General features: G+C 69.3%; 12 protein-coding genes. 8 read left to right on the top strand and 4 right to left on the bottom strand.

Features of this window, described 5'->3' with window-relative positions; genetic code table 11:
- The first annotated feature begins 51 nt into the window (after positions 1–51).
- Genes MLG87_RS04810 through glgP form a run of 3 tightly spaced genes read left to right on the top strand, consistent with a single transcriptional unit; the run spans position 52 to position 8402 of the window.
- Positions 52–4332 (top strand): amylo-alpha-1,6-glucosidase, encoded by a 4281-nt coding sequence (locus MLG87_RS04810; protein ID WP_243294065.1) that lies wholly within the window; start codon positions 52–54, stop codon positions 4330–4332.
- A complete protein-coding gene (gene glgB / locus MLG87_RS04805) occupies positions 4332–6248 on the top strand; it encodes a 1,4-alpha-glucan branching protein GlgB (protein WP_243294064.1) in 1917 nt (638 codons plus the stop codon). Before MLG87_RS04810 ends, glgB begins: the two co-directional genes overlap by 1 nt.
- A 30-nt stretch (positions 6249–6278) precedes the next feature.
- Complete coding sequence (glgP, locus tag MLG87_RS04800; RefSeq protein ID WP_243294063.1) at positions 6279–8402, top strand: alpha-glucan family phosphorylase; 2124 nt, start codon at positions 6279–6281, stop codon at positions 8400–8402.
- A gap of 4 nt (positions 8403–8406) precedes the next feature.
- Here glgP and glgA read toward each other — a convergent pair whose 3' ends face one another.
- Positions 8407–9840 (bottom strand): glycogen synthase GlgA, encoded by a 1434-nt coding sequence (gene glgA / locus MLG87_RS04795; protein ID WP_243294062.1) that lies wholly within the window; start codon positions 9838–9840, stop codon positions 8407–8409.
- A gap of 3 nt (positions 9841–9843) precedes the next feature.
- Positions 9844–11103 carry a glucose-1-phosphate adenylyltransferase gene (gene glgC / locus MLG87_RS04790; protein ID WP_243294061.1) on the bottom strand — a complete coding sequence of 420 codons (1260 nt, stop codon included), beginning with the start codon at positions 11101–11103 and terminating at the stop codon, positions 9844–9846.
- Between the two features lie 249 nt (positions 11104–11352).
- Between glgC and MLG87_RS04785 the strand changes: the two genes are divergently transcribed.
- From MLG87_RS04785 to MLG87_RS04765, 5 genes are all read left to right on the top strand, one after another.
- Positions 11353–12501 (top strand): thiolase family protein, encoded by a 1149-nt coding sequence (locus tag MLG87_RS04785; RefSeq protein ID WP_243294060.1) that lies wholly within the window; start codon positions 11353–11355, stop codon positions 12499–12501.
- 91 nt (positions 12502–12592) lie between these two features.
- Positions 12593–14956 (top strand): 3-hydroxyacyl-CoA dehydrogenase/enoyl-CoA hydratase family protein, encoded by a 2364-nt coding sequence (locus MLG87_RS04780; protein WP_243294059.1) that lies wholly within the window; start codon positions 12593–12595, stop codon positions 14954–14956.
- A gap of 128 nt (positions 14957–15084) precedes the next feature.
- Complete coding sequence (locus MLG87_RS04775) at positions 15085–17124, top strand: elongation factor G (RefSeq protein ID WP_341848574.1); 2040 nt, start codon at positions 15085–15087, stop codon at positions 17122–17124.
- A 221-nt stretch (positions 17125–17345) separates the two neighbouring features.
- Complete coding sequence (locus MLG87_RS04770) at positions 17346–18824, top strand: DUF512 domain-containing protein (RefSeq protein WP_243294057.1); 1479 nt, start codon at positions 17346–17348, stop codon at positions 18822–18824.
- A 161-nt stretch (positions 18825–18985) separates the two neighbouring features.
- Positions 18986–19891, top strand: a complete 906-nt coding sequence (locus MLG87_RS04765) for a DMT family transporter (protein ID WP_243294056.1) — start codon at positions 18986–18988, stop codon at positions 19889–19891.
- 43 nt (positions 19892–19934) lie between these two features.
- Here MLG87_RS04765 and MLG87_RS04760 read toward each other — a convergent pair whose 3' ends face one another.
- On the bottom strand, positions 19935–20429 hold the full coding sequence (locus MLG87_RS04760; protein ID WP_243287949.1) for an ExbD/TolR family protein: 495 nt from the start codon (positions 20427–20429) through the stop codon (positions 19935–19937).
- Positions 20429–20902, bottom strand: a complete 474-nt coding sequence (locus MLG87_RS04755) for an ExbD/TolR family protein (RefSeq protein WP_243294055.1) — start codon at positions 20900–20902, stop codon at positions 20429–20431. The genes MLG87_RS04760 and MLG87_RS04755 overlap by 1 nt, the downstream gene beginning before the upstream one ends.
- Between the last annotated feature and the right edge of the window lie 23 nt (positions 20903–20925).

Raw genomic sequence — 20925 nt, 5'->3', positions numbered from 1 at the left:
CAGAGAGGTCTGCCCGGGCGTACCATGGAGGCACGTCCGTCCGGGGGAGCGATGCTCCGACCCGCCATGACACCCGCGCCTGGGGACCACGTCGTGCGCTACGTGGGCGACCGTTTGCGCGTGGACCTGGCCCATCCCGCGCCGGGGCAGGCGGGCTGGCGGGCCTTCCTCCGTACGAACCTCACCCGGGGCGACCGCGCCCGGGAGGAGATCCTGGCGCGGGCCGGCACCCTCCCGGGCGAGGCCCACACCTTCGCCGGGGCCGCCTGGCGGGACCTGCCGCTCCAGGTCGAAGAGGGCGGCTGGTCTCTGGACCTGGTCCTCACGGAGACTGGCCCCTTCCGCGCCAAGGCCTACGCGGTGGATCCCGCCGGCTACCAGCACTGGCCGGCGGGGGACGACCTGGGCGTGAGCGTCCTGCCGGACCGGTTGCGCACGGCCAACCTGGTCTACTGCGCCTTCCCCCGCATGTTCGGCCCCGCCCGCGCCTTCCGGGAGACGCGGGATCCCGCCCGGGAGGCCGCCTGGGCGGAGCTCGACGGGCAGGGGATGACGGTGATCCCGCCCTCGGGCACCCTGCGGGACCTCACGGCCTGCCTGCCTCACATCTTCGACACGCTGGGCTGCCGCATCCTGCACCTGCTGCCGGTGGGGCCGACGCCCACCACCTTCGCCCGCATGGGGCGCTTCGGCAGCCCCTACGCCCAACTGGACCTCACGGCCATCGACCCCGCCCTGGTGGTCTTCGACCGGCGCACCACGGCCGTGGACCAATTCCGGGAGCTGGCGGACGGCGTGCATCTCCGGGGCGGAAGCCTCTTCCTGGACATCGTGGTGAACCACACGGGCTGGGGCTCCCGGCTGATGGAGACCCGTCCGGAATGGTTCCGCCGCGAGCCGGACGGGAGCTTCCACAGCCCCGGTGCCTGGGGCGTCACCTGGGGCGACCTGGCGGAGCTGGAGGGCGGTCCGCCGGCCTTCTGGGAGACCGTCGCCGAGTCCCTGCTCACCTGGTGCCGCCGCGGGGTGGACGGCTTCCGCTGCGATGCCGGGTACCTGGTGCCCATGCCCGTCTGGCAGTACCTCGGCGCCCGGGTCCGGCGGGAATTCCCCGACTGCGCGTTCCTCCTCGAGGGGCTGGGGGGAAGGTGGGAGGACACGGAGCGACTCCTGGGTGAGGGCGGCCTGCAGTGGGCCTACTCGGAGCTGTTCCAGAATTACGAGCCGCGCGCAGTGGCGGCCTACCTGGACCACTGCCTCCGCCAGGCGCCGCGGATGGGCCCCCTGGTGCACTACAGCGAGACCCACGACAACGACCGCCTGGCCGCGCAAGGGGCCGCCTGGTCTTTGATGCGCACCCGGCTCTGCGGCCTGGCGAGCCATTGCGGGGCCTACGGCTTCACCGCCGGGGTGGAGTGGCTGGCGGCGGAAAAGCTGGATGTCCACGAGGCCCGGGGCCTGGCCTGGGGCGCCGAGCCGAACCTCGTGCCGGAGCTGGCGGCCCTCCACCGCCTGCTGGCGGAGCATCCCTGCTTCTTCGACGGCGCGGCGGTGGCGCGCCTGAGCCCGGAGGATTCGCCGGTGCTGGCGCTGGCCCGCCGCTCCGCCGAGGGCCCGGACCGCTGCCTGGTGCTTGTGAACCTGGACGTGCGCGAGCCCCGAGAGCTGGTCCTGACGGAGTCGGTCTGGAACAGCCTGGGTGCGCCTGCCCGGGACCTGCTGGGCACCCCGCCGGAGATCCGGCGCTCCGGCGGTCGCGTGCGGTTCGTCCTCCACCCCGGCGCGGCCCACTGCTTGGCGGACCGGCCTGCCCCCGCAGGGCTCTCCGGCGAGGCCTACCGCGCCCGGCGGGCCCAGGCCGCCTGGGGCTTCCAGCGGCTGGCCGAGGCCATCCCCGTCGAGGCCATCGGGCCCTGCGACTGGCGCCTGCTGGCGGCACGGGTGGACCGGGATCCCGCGGCCTTCCTGGCGGGCCTGCCGCGCCTTGACCCGGTGCGGGCCTCGGCGGATCTGCTCGGCGCCCTGGACGCGGCGGCGAGCGGGGAAGGCTATCCCGCCGTGGTCCGCTGGGGGCCCGGGGATGCGGCCCGCATCCTGCCCGTGCCACCGGGGCACTGGGTCCTCATTGAGGATGCCCTGCCGTTCTCCGCGACGCTCCGTGCTGTCGGAGTTTCGGATCTGAACTTGCGCTCGATCCCGGCCGGCGGACGGCACCTCGCCGCGCTACCCCCGCGGTTGGGCGACGCGGCCGGCCTGGCGGACCTCCACCTGGACCGCTTCGGTGAGGAAGGGCCCCCGATCCGGGGCGCGCTCCGGTTCTGCCCGGCGCTCCCGCGCTTCTCCGGCCACGGCGTATCGGGGCTGGCCCTGCTCACCAATGGCCGCGGCGGCATGGCCCGGCTGCACGCGGACCTGGGGACCATCGCCTCCAAGTACGACTGCCTGCTGGGCGCGAACCTGCACCCGGACCTGCCCTGCGACCGCCAGGTGCTGGCGAAGCGGCTCCGGGCCTGGGTCATCGCCGACGGGTTCCTCTCGGCCCTCGGCGCGGACAACCTCGAGCGATTCGAGCCCGGCCCGCCGGTGCGATGGCGCTTCCGGGCCCACGCCGGGGATGGCCGGACGGTGCCCGTCCACCTCGACGCGGAGATGCCGGAGGACCGGAACGCGGTGGTGCTGCGGTTCAGCCGCGGGGCGGGGGAGGAGATCTCCGGAGAAATCCGCGTGGATCTCACGGTGCGGCTGGATCTGGAGGACCGCAGCTTCCACGAAGAGACGTCCTGGAACCCCGAGCTGGACCGCCACTTCGTCGCGGCCACCACCCCGCTGATCGGCCGTCCGGGCTTCCAGATCCGCCTGGCGCCGGACCGCGAGCTGCGCGTCTGGAGCGAAGGGGGTGCCTACCACCCCGAGCCCGAGTGGTGCCGGGGTATCCCGCACCCCGTGGAGGCCGGCCGGGGGATGCGGGCGCAGGGGGATGCCTGGAGCCCCGGCTGGTTCGAGCTGCCCCTGCCTCCGGGCGGCAGCCTGTCGATCACCGTGGACGCGGATCCGCGGGAGCGCTCCGCGAAGGCCTTCCTGGAACCGCGTCCCCCGGGAAGGCCGGAGGCGGACAGCTTCGGCCGGCAGCTGGAGACCGCCTGCGTGGCCTTCCTGGCGCGCCGGGGGGCGGGGACCACGGTCATCGCGGGCTATCCCTGGTTCCTCGACTGGGGCCGCGACACCCTCATCGCCGTGCGCGGCCTGCTGGCCGGGGGGTGGACCCGCGAGGCCCTGGAGATCCTCCGGACCTTCGGCGCCCTGGAGCGGCAGGGCACGCTGCCCAACCGCCTGGCGGCCTCGGAGGATGGGGACCGTGACACCTCCGACGCGTCGCTCTGGTTCGCCCTCGCCCTCGAGGAGGCCGCCGCCGCCCTGGGTCCCGAGGCCTATGCGGCCGACGCCAGGGGGCGGCCCCTGGGAGAGGTGCTGCACAGCCTGGCGGCGGGCTACCTGGCGGGCACGCCCAACGGGATCCGCGTGGATCCGGCCTCCGCCCTGGTCTGGAGCCCCGCCCACTTCACATGGATGGACACGGCCCATCCCGCCGGCACGCCGCGCGAGGGCTATCCGGTGGAGCTCCAGGCCCTCTGGATCCGCCTGCTGCGCCAGCTGGCGAGGCTCGACGGGGAGGCCTCCGGGCCCTGGGACACGCTGGCCCTCCAGGCCGAGGCCTCGCTGGACCGCTTCTGGCTGCCCGCCTCCGGCTGGTACGCGGACCTGCTGGCCGCACCGGCGGGGGTGCCCGCGGCCCAGGGCCTCCCCCAGGACCACCTGCGCCCGAACCAGCTCTTCCTCGTAAGCCTGGGGCTCCTGCAGGGGGCCCGTGCCCGCAGGGTCGTGGAAGCGGCCCAGCGCCACCTCCTGGTGCCCGGCGCACTGCGGAGCCTGGCGCCGCTTCCCGTGGCTGCGCCGCTGGAGATCCGCGACGCCGCGGGCCACCTGCTGAACGACCCGCAGCATCCGTACTGGGGCCGCTACGAAGGCGAGGAGGACACCCGGCGCAAGCCCGCCTACCACAACGGCACAGCCTGGGTTTGGCTGCTGCCCACCTTCTGCGAGGCCCTCGCCGCCGCCTGGGACCAGGCGCCCGAGGCTGTGGCCGCGGCCCGGGCCATCCTGGGAAGCCTGGAGACGCCGCTCGCGGAGGGCTGCGTGGGCCACCTGCCGGAACTGATGGACGGCGACGCTCCCCATGCCCAGCGGGGCTGCGACGCCCAGGCCTGGAGCGCCACGGAGGCGCTGCGAGTGTGGATCCAGCTGTCCGGAGGCCTCTGGAGCGGAGGATGCTGATGCCCCGGACCCCGTTCCCGTCGCGGCTGGGGCCGCTGGACCACCACCTGCTCGCCGAGGGTACGCACCGCCGGGCCTACGAGAAGCTGGGGGCCCATCCGATGGTCGTGGACGGCGTGGCGGGGACGGCCTTCGCGGTCTGGGCGCCCAACGCCCACCGAGTGAGCGTGGTGGGGCCCTTCAATGCCTGGGACGGCCGCCGGCATCCCATGCGACCCAGCGACGCCGGCGTGTGGGAGGGCTTCGTTCCGGACGTGGGGCCGGGCGAGCTCTACAAGTTCGAGCTCCACGGCCCGCGGGGGAACCTGCTCCCCCTGAAGGCGGACCCGTACGCGTTCCGCTGCGAGGTTCCTCCCGGCACGGCCTCCGTCGTGCACGGCCTGGGCGACTACGCCTGGGGCGATGCCAAGTGGATGGCGGCCCGGGGCTGCGTCCCCATCCACCGGGCGCCGTTCAGCGCCTACGAGGTGCACCTGGGCTCCTGGCGCCGCCGCCCGGACGGCGGCTACATGGGTTACCGCGAGATCGCCGAACAGCTCATCCCCTACGTGCGCTACCTGGGCTTCACCCACGTGGAGCTGCTGCCGGTCGGCGAGCACCCCTTCTACGGTTCCTGGGGCTATCAGCCGCTGGGCCTCTTCGCGCCCACGGGGCGTTACGGCACGCCGGAGGACTTCAAGGCCTTCGTGGACGCCTTCCACCAGGCGGGTCTCGGGGTGGTGCTGGACTGGGTGCCCGCCCATTTCCCGGGGGACGCCCACGGCCTGGCTTTCTTCGACGGGACGCACCTCTACGAGCACGCCGATCCCCGCCAGGGCCGCCACATGGACTGGGGCACCCTGATCTACAACTACGGGCGGCGGGAGGTGCAGACCTTCCTCATCTCCAACGCCCTGTACTGGCTGGACCGCTTCCACATCGACGGCCTGCGCGTGGACGCGGTGGCCTCCATGCTCTACCTGGACTACAGCCGGAAGCCGGGCCAGTGGATCCCCAACCGCTATGGAGGTCGGGAGAACCTGGAGGCGGTGTCCTTCCTCCGCCGCTTCAACGAGACGGTCTACGCGGAGCATCCGGACGCCTTCACCATCGCCGAGGAATCGACGGCCTGGCCCATGGTCTCCCGGCCCACATCTGTCGGCGGCCTGGGCTTCGGCTTCAAGTGGAACATGGGCTGGATGCACGACACGCTGGGCTATTTCGCCCGCACCATGCTCCACCGGCGGTACCACCAGGACGAGCTGACCTTCAGCATGCTCTACCACGGCACGGAGAACCACGTGCTGCCGCTCTCCCACGACGAGGTGGTCTACGGCAAGCGGAGCCTGCTCGGACGCATGCCGGGCAGCGAGTGGGAGCGCCTGGCGAACCTGCGGCTCCTGCTGGCCTGGGCCTTCGCCCACCCGGGCAAGAAGCTGGTCTTCATGGGAACGGAGCTGGGCCAGACGCGGGAGTGGAACCACTCGACGGCGCTGGAGTGGGAGCGGCTCGACCAGCCGGAGCCCAAGGGCATCCACGATCTGCTCCGGGACCTGAACGCGCTGCACCGGGCGCGGCCGTCCCTCCACGAGGGCGACTGCGAATCCTGGGGCTTCGCCTGGATCGAGTGTGGCGACCGCGCCAACAGCGTGCTCTCCCTGCTCCGGAGGGGCGCCGGTCCCCGCGACACCACCGTCGTGATCCTCAATTTCACGGCGATGGTCCACCGGGACTATCGGGTGGGTGTTCCCTTCCAGGCGGGCTGCCGGGAACTCCTGAACACCGATGCCGAGGCCTACGGCGGCCAGGGGTTCCTGAACCCCGGGAGACTGTGTCCAGAACCCATCCCGCGGCATGGGCACGGCCACTCGCTGGCCTTGACCCTCCCACCCCTCGGCGTGGTCTTCCTGGCGGCCGAGCCTGGAGATGAAGCGTAGAATACCCGCCAGAGAATCGAGGCCTGCGCCATGGAAATCCTGCGGCAGAAGCTCGAACGGCTCACCCAGAACCTCTGGTGGACCTGGCGGCCCGAGGTGCGCTCCATCTTCCGAGACCTGGACCTGGACCTGTACCAGCGCGCCCACCGCAACCCCATCTCCGTGCTGCGCCAGATCGACACACGGCAGATGGAGAACCGGGCCATGGAGGTGGACGTGCCGGCGCGGATCGACCGCGCCCTGCGCCAGCTGGACGAGTTCCTGCATCCCGTGACCACCTGGGGTCTCTTCCACGCGGGCCCGCTGAGCACGCGGCCGGTGGCCTACTTCTGCATGGAGTTCGGCATCCACGAGTGTATCCCCATCTACTCGGGCGGCCTCGGCATCCTGGCTGGCGATCATCTGAAGGGGGCCTCCGACCTGGGCGTTCCCCTGGTGGGGGTCGGCCTCCTGTACCACCAGGGCTACACCAGCCAGGTGCTGGATCCGTCGTTCTGGCAGCAGGACGTGCTGGAACCCTTCGACCTGAAGGACCTCCCCCTGCGGCCCGCGCTCACCGCCCGGGGCGAACCCGCCCGGGTGGGGGTGGAGATGCCGGGACGGACCGTCTGGGCCCAGGTGCTGGAGGCCTGCGTGGGCCGCGTGCGCCTCATCCTGCTGGATACCCGCGACCCCCAGAACAGCGAGGCGGACCAGGCCCTCGCGGCCCGCCTCTACGGCGGCGACCAGCGCATGCGCATCCAGCAGGAGTTGATGCTCGGCGTGGGGGGCGCGCGGGCGCTGCGGGAGCTGGGCATCACCGCCAGCGTGTTCCACCTCAACGAGGGGCACACCGCCTTCGCCATCCTGGAGCGGGCCCGGCACCGGGTGCAGGCCGATGGCCTGGAACCCTGGGCGGCCCTGAGGGAATCGGCCGCGGCCACGGTGTTCACCACCCACACCTCGGTGGACGCGGGCCACGACCGCTTCCCGGTGGAGCTGGCGGAAGAGCACCTGCGCCCCCTGGCGGAGGGGCTGAAGCTCCCGGTCCAGGAGGTGGCGAACCTGGGCCGCGTGAATCCCGGAGACCACGGGTCGCCCTTCATGCCCACGGTGCTGGCCCTCCGGCAGTCCAGCCGGGCCAATGGCGTGTCGGCCCTCCATGGCGTGGTGTCGCGGGCTATGTGGACCGGCCTCTGGCCCGGCCGGCCCGAGGCCCAGGTCCCCATCGGGCACATCACGAACGGCGTGCACGTCTCCACATGGCTGGCCACGGAGATGGAGCAGCTCTTCGAGTCGCGCATCGGCATCAACTGGCTGGAGGGCATGGTCCACCACGACCTGTGGACGAAGATCGAGGCCGTGGATTCGGCGGAGATCTGGGAGATCAAGCAGGTGCTGAAGGCCCGGACATTGCGGTTCGTCCGGGAGCGGGTGGCCGCCACCCGCGCGCGTCTGGGCCTTCCGCCCGTGGATCCGCCGCCGCTGGACCCCGACGCGCTCACCATCGGCTTCGCCCGGCGGTTCGTCCCGTACAAGCGCCCGGACCTGCTCTTCACGGACCTGGACCGCCTTGCGGCCCTGGTGAACCATCCCACCCGGCCGGTGAACCTCATCTTCGCGGGGCGCGCCCACCCGGCGGACCAGCGCGGCAAGGGCCTCATCCAGAAGGTCAACCACCTGCTGGAGGATCCGCGATTCCGGAACCGGATCGTGTTCGTGGAGAACTACAACATCCACGTGGGCCGCAACCTCTACCAGGGCGTGGACGCCTGGCTCAACAACCCCGTGCGCCCCCTGGAGGCCTGCGGCACCAGCGGCATGAAGGCGGCCATGAACGGCGCTCTGCACATCTCCGTGCTCGACGGATGGTGGGCGGAGGCCTTCGACGGGAAGAACGGCTTCGCCATCGGAAGCGGGGAGTCTCATGCCGATGGGGAGGTCCAGAACCGGCGGGACACCGAGTCGCTCTTCCGGGTGCTGGAGGAGGAGGTGGTCCCCTGCTACTACGACCGCGATGCCGCCGGCGTGCCCCGGGCCTGGGTGCAGCGGGTGAAGCGCTCCATCCGGACGCTGGCCTGGCGCTTCAACTCCGACCGCATGGTGATGGACTACGTGCGGAACTGCTATCTGCCGGCCGCGGTGGCCGCCTCCTGCCAGATGCCGCCGGTCTGAGGGATCAGCCGCTCCGCGCCACCATCGCGTGGTAGAGATCGAGGTAGGCCTGGGCTGGCCGGTCCCAGCTCCTGTCCTGGCCCATGGCCGCGCGCTGCATGGTCCGCCAGGCGGCGGGGTCGCTCCGGTACAGGGCGCAGGCGCGGTCCAGGGCGCCGGCCAGGTCCGCGGCCGTGGCCTCCTCGAACACGAAGCCCGTCGCAGCGGAGCCCCCGGACCGCGTGTCGTCCGGACCCCGGACGGTGTCGGCCAGGCCGCCCGTGCGCCGCACCAGGGGCAGGGCCCCGTAGGCCTGGGCGTAGAGTTGGGTGAGGCCGCAGGGCTCCTCCCGGCTGGGGACGAGGATCACATCCGCGCCGCCGTAGCAGCGGTGGGAGAGGCCGGTGTCGTAGCCGATCCGCGACGCCACGCGCCCCGGATACCGGCGTGGCGCGGCGCGGAAAGCCGTCTCCAGCGCCCCGTCCCCCTGGCCCAGGACCGCCAGCTGGGCGCCGAGGCGCGCCAGGCGCGGCAGGACCTCCAGCACGAGGTCGAGACCCTTCTGGGGCGCGAAGCGACTCACGATGGCGAAGAGGAGCGCATCCGGGTCCTCCCGCAGCCCCAGCTCCCGCTGGAGGGCCGCCTTGTTGAGCGCCCGGCGGTCCAGGCGGTCCAGGTCATAGGGGAAAGCCAGGTGGAGGTTCCCGGCTGGCGTCCACACGCCAGCGTCCACGCCGTTCAGGATGCCCACCAGGTCCCGCCCCCGCTCGGCGAGGAGGCCATGGAGCCCGCCCTTCAACGGATCCTGGATCTCCCTTGCGTAGGTGGGGCTCACGGTGCTGATGCGGTCGGCATGGACAAGCCCGGCCTTCAGGAAGCAGATCTGGTCGTAGTACTCCAGGTCGGCCGGCGTGAAATGCTCCAGGGGCAGCCGCAGGTCCGGGAGGAGGGTTTTCGGGAAGATGCCCTGGTAGGCCAGGTTGTGGATCGTGAGCAGGGCGGCGGGGCGGGGGCCGGGTTCAAAGGCCAGGTAGGCCGGGGCGAGGGCGACCGGCCAGTCATGGACGTGCAGGATGTCCGGGCACCAGCCGTCGTCGCCCTCCTTCGCGAGCCGGGCCGCTGCCCAGGACAGCGCCGCGAACCGCCGCGGCGTGTCCACGCGGTCCTCGTAGGGCGGTCCGCTCCCGAAGAAGGTGGGCTGGTCCAGCAGGTAGACGGGGACGCCCGCGGGGGTGCGGCCGAGGAGCAGTCGCGCGGCACCCCCGCCCATGAGGTCCGGCAGCTGGCGGATCGGGGCCAGCGGAGCCGCCGCCTGGAGGAGGGCCGGGAAGCCCGGGAGCAGCAGGCGCAGGTCGGCGCCCCGGGCCCTCAGGGCCAAAGGGAGGGCGGCCATCACGTCCGCCAGCCCGCCGACCGCCACGTGGGGATAGAACTCCGTGCCCGCGAAGAGAATGCGCATACGTCAGGTACCGAGCCGCTCGATCATCGCCTGGGAGATCAGCGTGACGCCGTTGGGGGTCCGGTAGAATCGGCGGCCGTCTTCTTCAGGATCGAATCCGACGGCCAGACCCGCCGGGATGCGGCAGCCGCGGTCCACCACCACCCGCCTGAGGTGCGCGCGATGGCCGATGTCGGCCAAGGGGAGGATCACGGATTCGTCGACGCGGCTGTTCGAGTGGATCCGGACCTGGGTGGAAATCAGGGAGTTGCGGACGTGGGCGCCGGAGATGATGCAGCCGGTGGAGACCAGGCTTCCGATGGCATAGCCCTGCCGGGCGGCGCCACTGAGGACGAACTTGGCCGGGGGCAGCTGCTCCTGGCGGGTGAAGATGGGCCAGCAGTCATCGTACAGGTTCAAGGCGGGGCGGACGGAGACCAGGTCCATGTTGGCCTCCCAGTAGGAATCCACCGTGCCCACGTCCCGCCAGTAGGGTTCCGGGCTGGCCTCGTTGGGCACGCAGCTGCGCTCGAACCGGTGGGCGAACACCTTCGCGCGGTTCACGAGATTCGGAATCAGGTCGTGGCCGAAGTCGTGACCAGTCTCCTCCTGCGCGCCGCGTTCCAGCTCCTCGAAGAGGAAGGGGGCCTTGAACAGGTAGATCCCCATGCTCGCCAGGCATTGGGAGGGATGGTGCGGAATGCACGGCGGCTCCGCCGGCTTCTCGACGAAGGCGCGAACCCGATCGTCCTCGTCCACCTGGACGATGCCGAAGCCCTTGGCTGAGATGCGGGGCACCTCCAGGCAGGCGATGGTCATGTCCGCGTCGTGGTCCAGGTGGTCCGCCAGGAAGTACTTGTAGTCCATCCGGTAGACGTGGTCGCCCGCCAGGATGAGGACATTCAGCGGGTCGTAGCGGCGGATGTTGTCCAGGTTCCGGAAGACGGCGTCCGCGGTGCCGTTGTACCAGGCCTCCTTGGACATGTCCTGCTGGGCCGGCCAGACGTGGACGAACTCCTGGAGTGACCCGGGGAGGAAGCTCCAGGCGAAGTGGAGGTGCTCCAGCAGCCGGTGGGAGTTGTACTGCGTGAGGATGGCGATCTTCCGGAAGCCCGAGTTCACGCAGTTCGAGAGGGCGAAGTCGATGATCTTGAACCGGCCGCCGAAATCGAGGCCAGGCTTGGAGAGCCAGTCCGTGAGGTCGTGGAGGCGCCGGCCCCTCCCGCCGGCCAGGATCACGGTCAGGATGCGGCGGGGGCTGAGGTACGACTCCGTCAGGGGCATGGATCCTCCCCGAGGGTGAACCTGCATGAGCCATCACATGACAAGCCCCATGGCGAGGGGGGCCAGCGCCGGGAAAAGATCAGTCCACCACCAAACCCCGTCAAGGAGACCGGATGAGATTGGCGACCCGCCCATCATCCGACCCACGGTAGGACCGTTCCCGACCTACGGTAGGTGCTTTCTCTGGCGCACATGGCTGCTAGGCTCACCAAAACCCAGCTCTTCAGAGAGTCCCCATCCGGAGGTTCCATGCGATCCGCAGTCATCGTCGAAGCCAAGCGCACGCCCATCGGCCGGGGCGTCAAGGGCGCCTACGCCGCCACCCGCCCGGAGCACCTGGGCGCGGTGGTCATCGAGGCCATCAAGCCCCTGCTGAAGGACTGGTCCGGTCTGGAGGACGTGCTGGTCGGCTGTGCCATGCCGGAGGGCGAGCAGGGCATGAACATGGCCCGCCTCGTCAGCTTCCGCGCGGGGTTGCCCATCACCGCCGGCGCGGCCACCATCAACCGGTTCTGCGGCAGCAGCCAGGAGACCATGCTCATGGCCGCCCGGGCCATCATGGCGAACCAGGGCGATCTCTTCCTCACCGGCGGCGTGGAGAGCATGTCCAAGGTGCCCATGATGGGCTTCAACCCCAGCGTGGACCCCTACCTCACCGAGCACTACCCCGAGGCCTACTGCTCCATGGGCATCACGGCCGAGAACCTGGCCAAGGAGTACAAGATCTCGCGGAAGGACCAGGACGAGTTCGCTTACCAGAGCCACCAGAAGGCCGCGGCCGCGTGGAAGGCCGGGAAGTTCGAGCGGGAGATCGTCCGCTTCGAGACCAAGGGCCTGGACGGCAAGCCCGTCACCCTCCAGCAGGACGAGTGCGTGCGCGCCGACACCAGTTTGGAGAAGCTGGGCGAGCTGAAGGCCGCCTTCCTGGCCGACGGGTGCGTCACCGCCGGCAACAGTTCGCCGGTTACAGACGGAGCCGCCTTCCTGCTGGTCATGGAGGAGGGCCTGGCCAAGTCCCTGGGCCTCAAGGCCCGCGCCCGCATCATCGGCGGCGCCGTGGCCGGCGTGGAGCCGGACCGCATGGGCATCGGCCCCGTCCCGGCCGTGAAGAAGGTGCTGGACCGCTTTGGCCTGAAGCTCGACCAGATCGACGCCATGGAGCTGAACGAGGCCTTCGCGGCCCAGAGCCTGGCCGTGATCCGCGAGGGCGGCTACGACATGGCCAAGGTGAACGCCTGGGGCGGCGCCATCGCCGTGGGCCACCCCCTCGGCGCCAGCGGCGCGCGCATCATCACCACCCTGCTGAACCGCCTCGAGACCGACGGCGGCAAGTACGGCATCGCCACCATGTGCATCGGCGGCGGGCAGGGCATCGCGTCCATCATCGAGAAGATCTAACCGCGAAAATCACGAAATAACGCTAAAAAGGCCATTTTCCTTTCGCGCGATTTAGCGGTTTTCGCGGTTCCAATTCCTTTCGAGGTTTCCCATGAACATCAAAAAAATCGGTGTCCTCGGGTCCGGCGTGATGGGCTCGGGCATCGCGGCCCACGTCGCATCCGCGGGCTGCCAGGTGGAGCTGCTGGACATCGTCATCGACGAGGCGGCCCCCGACAAGCTGGCGGAAGGCGCCCTGGCGGGCCTGGCGAAAGCCAAGCCGGCCCTCGCCATGCACGCCTCATACCTCAAGAAGATCCGGCCCGGCAACCTGCGCGACCACCTCGACCGCCTGGCCGATTGCGACTGGGTGGTGGAAGTGGTGAAGGAGGACCTGGCCATCAAGCGCGAGCTGTACGGCCGCCTGGAGGCCCACCTCAAGCCCGGCGCCTGGGTCAGCTCGAACACGTCGGGCATCCCGCTGAAGCTGCTGGTGGAGGGCCGCGGGGACGCCTTCCGGAAGCACTTTGTCATCACGCACTTCTTCAATCCGGTGCGCTACCTGCGCCTGCTGGAGTTCGTGAAGGGCCCCGAGGTGGACGAGAAGGAGGCCCAGGCCTTCCGCACGTGGCTGGAGGAGGCCCTCGGCAAGGAAGTGGTGCCGGCCTACGACAGTCCCACCTTCATCGGCAACCGCATCGGCATCCACAGCATCATGGCCACCCTCCAGCTGGCCCTGAAGGAGAAGATCCCCTTCGAGGTGCTGGACTCGGTGCTGGGCGACGCCGCCGCCCGGGCCAAGAGCGCGGCCTTCCGCACCGCGGATCTTGCGGGCGTGGACATCCTCGCCGCCACGGCGAAGAACGTCTACGATCTGTGCCCGAACGACGAGGTGCGCGACGTCTTCAAGTTCCCGGAGTTCCTGCAGTACATGCTGGACAACAAGCTCCTGGGCAACAAGACGAAGCAGGGCTTCTTCAAGAAGGGCCCCAAGGACGCCAAGGGCAAGAAGACCTTCCTGGCCCTCGATCCCGCCACCCGCGAGTACGTGCCCCAGGTGAAGCGGGACTGGCCGATCCTGAAGGAACTGAAGGGCATCGACGACCCCGCCGAGAAGGTGAAGACGCTGCTCACCAGCGACAGCGAGGCCGGACGCCTGGCCTGGCGCTGCATTGCGCCGAACCTGACCTACGCCGTGAACCGCCTGGGCGAAGTGACGGACGGGCCCCTGAACGTGGACCGCGCCATCAAGAACGGCTTCGCCTTCGAGCTGGGGCCCTTCGAGACCTGGGACACCCTGGGCGTCGAGCGGGTCGTGGCCCGCATGAAATTCGAGGAATTGCCCGTACCGCCCCTCGTGGAGCAGATGCTGGCCAAGGGCATCACCAGCTTCTACCGCTGGGAGCACGGCGTCCCTGTGGCGCAGCTCAACCCCAAGACCCTGACCTACGATCCCATCCTCGAGGATAAGCGCATCATCATCCTCAAGCGCGAGGAGGGCCGCGGCAAGGTGATCGCCGAGAACGGGAGCTGCCAGCTCTACGACCTGGGCGACGATGTGGCCTGCCTGAGCTTCCACAGCAAGATGAACGCCCTCGACGACGGCATCATCATGCTGATGGAGGACACGGTCCAGAAGCACGTGCCTGGCCGCTTCAAGGGCCTGGTGGTGGGCAACCAGGGCCAGCACTTCAGCGCCGGCGCCAACCTGGTGATGGTACTGAACGCGGCCAAAGACAAGCAGTTCGACCAGATCGAGGAGGTGGCGCGGCGCCTGCAGTACGCCGGCCGCATGCTCACCTACGCGCCGTTCCCGACGGTGGCGGCCCCCTTCAACCTGGCCCTGGGCGGCGGCTGCGAGATGACCATGGCCTGTCAGCGGGCCGTGGGCCACGCCGAGCTCTACATGGGCCTGGTGGAAGTGGGCGTGGGCGTCATTCCCGCCGGCGGCGGCTGTCTCCAGATGCTGCTCCGCATGGAGGACGCCCTGGCCGCCAAGGGCCAGCTGGGCCCCATGCCCAAGGTGAAGGCCGCCTTCCAGGCCATCGGCACGGCCAACGTGAACACCAGCTTCGACGAGGCCCAGCGCAATGGTTACTTGCGCCGCACGGACCGCCGCGTGATGAACAAGGCCTTCCTGCTCCACGAGGCCAAGCAGGAGGTCCTGAAGATGGCCGCCGACTTCCAGCCCGTGAAGGAGCGCACCCTGCGCCTGCCGGGGCTGGGCGGCAGCGAAGCCCTCAAGCTGGCGGTCAAGGATTTCCAGCTCCAGGGTCTCGCCAGCGAGCACGACGCCGTCATCATGGGCGAGCTGGCCAACATCCTCTGCGGCGGGGACGTGAGCCTCGTCCAGGAGATCACGGAGGAGCGGATCCTCGAGCTGGAGCGGCAGGCCTTCGCCCGCCTCTGCAGCTACGAGAAGACCCAGGCCCGCATGGACGCCATCCTGAAAACGGGAAAACCCCTCCGCAACTAGCCTGAACTGCCGCTATTTTGTGACTTAAGCCGCCTTTTCCCGGGCGGCTTTTTTTTGGGTTGCCAGGGCATGGGCAGATCGGAACACTTGGGGCGGTCGATATCCAACACCCACAATCAGGAGGCACTGTGAGCGGAAATTCTCAGTCAACTCCACGCGTAGCGGCCATCGTGGGCCCCTACCTCTCCGGAAAGACCTCCTTGATGGAGAGCCTTCTCTTCGTGGCGGGCGCCCTGCCGCGCAAGGGCTCCGTCAAGGAGGGGACCACCGTCGGCGACGCCTCCATGGAAGCCAAGGCCCGCCAGATGAGCGTCGAGGCCAGCCTGGCCTCCTGTGAGTACCAGGGCGAGGCCTGGACCCTCATCGACTGCCCGGGTTCGGTCGAGTTCCGCCAGGAGGCGGTGCATGCCCTCATGGCGGCGGACGTCGCCGTGGTGGTGTGCGACCCCGATCCCGCCCGCGCCCTGATGGCGGCCCCGGCCCTGAAGTTCCTCGATGACCACAAGATCCCCCACGTGATGTTCATCAACAAGCTGGAGGCGGCGGGCAGCGCCGGGAAGCTGAAGGACGTGCTCAACGCCCTCCAGCAGATCTCCGAGCGCCCGCTGGTGCTGGTGGAGATCCCCATCAAGGAGGGCGACCAGGTCACCGGCTATGTGGACCTCATCAGCGAGCACGCCTACAAGTACGAAGCGGGCAAGGACGCCGACCTCAAGCAGATGCCCGAATCCGTGCTGCCCGAGGAGCACGAGGCCCGCCAGCTCATGCTGGAGAAGCTCGCCGACTTCGACGACCACCTCATGGAAGAGCTGCTGGGCGATGTGGTGCCCTCCCTCGAGGAAGTCTCCGAGGACCTGGCCAAGGACGTCCGTGACGACCTGCTGGTGCCGGTCTATTTCGGGTCCGCCGACAAGGACGCGGGTGTGCGCCGCCTCTTCCAGGCCCTGTGCGACGAGGCTCCCCGGGTGGACGCCACGGCTGCCCGCCTGGGCATCCCCGAAGGCAAGGACACCCTGGTGCAGGTGTTCAAGAGCGTCCATGCCCAGCATGTGGGCAAGCTGAGCATCTCCCGCGTGTGGCGGGGCGAGGTGGCCGACGGCGTCATCCTGGCGGGCAACCGTGTGAGCGGCATCAACAGGCTCTTCGGGTCCCAGCAGATCAAGCAGACGAAGGCCTCCGCCGGCGAGGTGGTGGCGCTTGGCCGCATGGACGAAGTGCGCACGCGGGAAGCCCTGACGCCCGCCGCGAAGGTGACCCTGGATTGGCCCGAGCCCCTCCAGCCCATGCTGGCCCTCAGCCTGCACACCGCCAAGAGCGGCGACGACGTGAAGCTGTCGCTGGCCCTCCAGAAGCTCTGCGAGGAGGACGCCTCCCTCCAGGTGGAGCAGAATGCCGAGACCCAGGAGCGCATCCTCTGGGGCCAGGGCGAGGTGCACCTCAAATGTGCCCTGGACCGCCTCAAGAGCCGCTTCGGCCTGGACGTGCAGGCCAACCCGCCCATGGTCCCCTACCGCGAGACCTTCACGAAGGCCGCCAAGGTCCATGGTCGCCACAAGCACCAGACCGGCGGTCACGGCCAGTTCGGCGACGTGTGGTTCGAGGTCAAGCCCCTGCCGCGCGGCACGGGCTTCCAGTTCGAGGAGCGCATCGTCGGTGGCGTGGTGCCCAAGAACTTCTTCGGCGCCATCGAGCACGGCGTCGTGGACTGGATGAAGCGCGGCCCCCTGGGCTTCCCCGTCGTGGACATCCACGTGGCCCTGGTGGACGGCAGCTACCACACCGTGGACAGCTCCGACATGGCCTTCAAGACCGCCGCCCGCATCGGCATGACCGAGGCCGCTCCCGTCTGCCACCCCGTGCTGCTGGAGCCGATCTCCGAGGTCCACATCAGCGTCCCCAGCGAGTACACGCCCAAGGCCCAGCGCCTGGTGACCGGAAGGCGTGGAGGCCAGGTCCTCGGCTTTGACGCCAAGCCCGGCTGGAAGGGCTGGGACGTGGTCTCCGCCTACATCCCCCAGGCGGAGATGAGCGACGTCATCGTGGAGCTCCGCAGCCTCACCATGGGCGTCGGCTCCTTCACCTGGTCCTTCCACCACCTGCAGGAGCTGGTGGGCCGGGACGCCGACAAGGTGGTGGAGGCCCGCAAGCAGGCGAAAACGACAGCCTGATCGTTTCTTCGGGGGGTTCCTCGCTTCGCTCCGTTGCGCGAATACCCCGGACCCCCGCGACCGAGCCCGGCCAAGCCGGGCTCGGTCTTTGGTTCTCACGCCAGGCCCACCGGAGCCCCGGCCCTGGCGGGCCGGAGAATAGGAAAAGCCATAAGGCCGTTGCGATGAGACAATCCATATTCCGGAATTCCGCAGGAATTCCGGAGCACACGGAGCGTCCCTTGGCCCAGAAAGGCGTGCAGATCATCGCGGTGGAACCCGGCAGCCTGGCCGAGGAGGCGGGGATCCGCCCGGGCGACACCCTTCTGGCCATCAACGGGGAGGCCGTGCTGGACCAGCTGAACTACCAGTTCCTGGTGACCCAGCGGGACGAGACGGACCTGCTCGTCCAGCGGCCGGACGGCAGCTCTTTCGAGGCCTCCGTGGAGAACGGCGGGGAAGGGCTTGGCGTGGACCTCGCCCAGGACGAGGTGAAAGTCTGCAAGCAGAATTGCGTGTTCTGCTTCGTGCACCAGATGCCCAAGGGCTTCCGGAAGTCGCTCTACCTCAAGGACGAGGACGTGCGCCTCTCCTTCCTCTACGGCCACTTCACGACCCTCTCCAGCAGCGACGAGGCCGAGCTGGACCGCATCATCCGCGAGCGCCTGAGCCCCATCCACGTCTCCGTCCACGCCACGGACCCCGAGGCCCGGGTGAAGGTGGTGGGCAATCCTCGCGAGGGCCACATCCTGAAGAAGATCGACCGGCTGCTGGCGGGCGGCATCGACGTCCATACCCAGGCCGTGGTGGCGCCCGGGCTCAACGACGGGGCCATCTGGCAGCAGACGGTGGATGACCTGTGGGCGCGCAGGAAGGAGGGCAGGGGCAGCGTCCTGAGCCTGTCCTGCGTCCCCGTGGGGCTCACGGCTCACCGGGAGAACCTGCCTGTGGTGCAGGATGTGGAAGCGGCATTCGCGCGGGAGTGGGTGGCCCGGTGGATGCCCGAGGTGCGAAAGTACACCAGGGCCAATGACGGCGAGCCCTGGCTGCTGCTGGCGGACGAGTGGTTCACCCGGGCGGGTATCGAGGTGCCGGGACGGGCTTTCTATTCGCGGTCCTGGGCCCAGCTGGAGAACGGGGTGGGTCTGGTGCGCCGCTTCCTGGAACACAGCCGCCGATTCATCAAGAGCCCCCGGGCGAAGGGTTTCGCGGGGCGCCGGGTGCTGCTGCTGACGGGCTCCAGTTTCGCCCCGACCCTCTCCCGCGTGGCCGCGGAGCTGAACCGCGCGGTGGGCAGCCACCTGCGCGTGGTGCCGGCCCGGAACTTCAGCTTCGGCGACAGCGTCACGGTGGCGGGCCTGCTTTGCGGCGAGGACCTGAAGTACGCCGCCCACGCCGACCGGGATCAGAAGGGCGGCCGGGCCGACTGGGTGGACGCGGTGGTGGTGCCATCCGCCAGCCTCCGCACTCATACAGGCCCCACGGACCAGTACACGCTGCGTGGGCAGGTCGTGCGGGAGGAAGGCACCTTTCTGGACGACCTCACCTTGCCTGGGCTGGCCCTGGACCTGGGTGTGCCCACGGTGCCCAGCGGGGCGAACCTGTCTCACCTCCTGGATCATCTGGAGGCGGCGGATCATGGCGCCTTCCGGGGCGGGGCCCTGAGCTCAGCCTTCCACACCGCGGGCCTGAACCTGCCGCAGGGCGCCTACAACCCCTGATGGACCTCTTCTCTTTAAAGAATAAGGAATGAATGTAAGCGGAGGATCGCGGAGGAGCGGAGGATAGCTGAGACAGGGAAATGCTGTTCTCCGCTTTCCTCAACGATTCCGCTTTTTCCGCTTATTGGATTCTTTATGGTCCAGCCCTGGTTGACTCGAGAATGACCGCTTCCACTCCCGCCCATTCCCGCCGCCGCATGGTGGCCCGCGCCGAGCTGGCGGGCTCCGCGCTGTGCTTCGGCCTCATGGCCATCCTGGCGCGGAAGCTCACGATGCCGGACATGGGGTTCTCGGCGGGCCACCTGGCCGTCCTGCGCTTTGTGGTGGGCGCCCTGGCGAGCCTCCTGGCCTTCGCCCTGATCCCGGGGCTCTACCGGCCCAGCAACTACCGGCTGCTGGTGACCCGCGGCCTCTCGGGCGGCGCGGTGGTGGTGCTCTATTTCTACGCCCTGGCCCACATCCCGGCGGGCGAGGCGGGCATCCTCTACAACGTCTTCCCGGTGATCGCGGTGGCGATGTCGCTGGCGATCTTCAGGGAACGTCCCACCATCCACCTCTGGCTGGCGATCCTGGCGGCCTCCCTGGGCGTGGTCCTGGTGCTCAGCCAGGGGCACCTGGGCTTGGGCCTGGGATTGGGCAGGGGGGAGCTGGCGGCCCTGGCGGCGGCGGTCTTCGCGGCCACCAGCGCCAACGCCATCCGGGCGGCGCGCCACACGGAGAATGCCGCGACCATCTTCTTCTACTTCTGCCTGGCGGGCCTGCCCGTGGTGCTTCCTTTCGCCCTCTCGCCCTGGCCCGGCCTCCTCCATGGGGGCCTGGGCGCCTGGGGCCTGGCGATTCTCATGAGCCTGCTGGCGCTGGGCGGGCAGTTGCTGATGTCGGAGGCCTACGGGGCCTTGTCCGTGTCCGAGGCTGCGGTGTGGCTCCAGCTGCTGCCCATCGTCCAGTACCTCCTGGCCATGCCCCTGCTGGGCGAGCGCGCCACGGGAGCCGGGCTGGTGGGAGTCCTGATCACCGTGGCCGGAGTGGCCTACGGCACCGTGCTGGGGCACCGGGCGCGGGCATGAAAAAGGGCCCCGAAGGGCCCTTTCCATGTGGATCGGGGGGCACCTAGCTGACGGGTGCGGCCACGATGCGCTTCTTGAGGGAGACGGCCACTTTCACGTCGCCGCCATCCTGGCCCTGGAACTTGTCGAGGTTCTCGAGGGACTTCTTCTTGGCGGTTTCCGAGGCGACGCGGACGGCATCGAGCACGTCCACCATGGCCTGGAACTTCACGTCCTCGTCCACCTTCAGGAAGACCTTCCGGTAGTTGAGGGGCTGCAGCATCACGGCATCGGGCAGCTTGTCCTTGAGGCCCTGGGCGTCGATCTTGTCCTGCTGGAGGGTCATGGTCCCGTCCTGGTCGACCTGGATCAGGATGTTGTTCGGATCGGGCTTGGGGGGAGTGGCGGTCTGGACGACCTGGGGCACCACCACCTTCATGGCCTTGCTGAGACCGGGCACCATCACGATGAAGACGATGAGGAGCACCAGCACGATGTCGATCAGCGGGGTGACGTTGATATCGGTTTTGGCTTTACCCTTGGCGCCGCCGGTATCCATCAGTTACCCCCTTCCTTCTTGGTGTCCTTGTCCTCGCTGGTCACGATGGACGCCTCGTCGGCGCCACCCTTCCGGCAGGACTGGAACAGCTCGTTGATGTACTTGAAGGGCAGGTCGGCATCGGCCTTCACGAACACGCGCTTGTCGTTCAGCATCGAGACGTTCTTGTTGATGAAGTCCTCCAGCTGCTGGCGCTGGCCTTCGTCGTTGATGTAGAACCGCATGTCCTTGGCGTCTTTGTCGTCGATGAGGACGGCGCCGGGACCGATCACCTCGTACTTGTCGTTGCGCTTCGAGGTCAGCATGAGGGTCAGGTACTTCTGGCCCGCGTCCTGCTGCTGCTCCACCTTCGGGGCATGCTTGGACAACGGCAGCTTCACAGCGTTGTTCACGGCGGGGGTGATCACGATGAAGATGATCAACAGCACCAGCACGATGTCCACAAGCGGCGTGACGTTGATGTCGGACTTCATCCCACCCTTGGAACCACCTGTAT

The organism is Geothrix mesophila (genome assembly GCF_022808835.1).
Taxonomy (GTDB): domain Bacteria; phylum Acidobacteriota; class Holophagae; order Holophagales; family Holophagaceae; genus Geothrix; species Geothrix paludis.
Note: the sequence above shows the minus strand (reverse complement) of the source record. Positions and strands in the feature narration are given on the sequence as shown.

Coding starts and splice junctions, on each gene's coding strand:
- MLG87_RS04780 (WP_243294059.1), top strand. CDS start 12,593: ATGAACATCAAAAAAATCGGTGTCCTCGGGTCCGGCGTGATGGGCTCG.
- glgA (WP_243294062.1), bottom strand. CDS start 9,840: ATGCGCATTCTCTTCGCGGGCACGGAGTTCTATCCCCACGTGGCGGTC.
- MLG87_RS04760 (WP_243287949.1), bottom strand. CDS start 20,429: ATGGATACCGGCGGCGCCAAGGGTAAAGCCAAAACCGATATCAACGTC.
- MLG87_RS04755 (WP_243294055.1), bottom strand. CDS start 20,902: ATGAAGTCCGACATCAACGTCACGCCGCTTGTGGACATCGTGCTGGTG.
- MLG87_RS04785 (WP_243294060.1), top strand. CDS start 11,353: ATGCGATCCGCAGTCATCGTCGAAGCCAAGCGCACGCCCATCGGCCGG.
- glgB (WP_243294064.1), top strand. CDS start 4,332: ATGCCCCGGACCCCGTTCCCGTCGCGGCTGGGGCCGCTGGACCACCAC.
- glgC (WP_243294061.1), bottom strand. CDS start 11,103: ATGCCCCTGACGGAGTCGTACCTCAGCCCCCGCCGCATCCTGACCGTG.
- MLG87_RS04810 (WP_243294065.1), top strand. CDS start 52: ATGCTCCGACCCGCCATGACACCCGCGCCTGGGGACCACGTCGTGCGC.
- MLG87_RS04765 (WP_243294056.1), top strand. CDS start 18,986: ATGACCGCTTCCACTCCCGCCCATTCCCGCCGCCGCATGGTGGCCCGC.
- glgP (WP_243294063.1), top strand. CDS start 6,279: ATGGAAATCCTGCGGCAGAAGCTCGAACGGCTCACCCAGAACCTCTGG.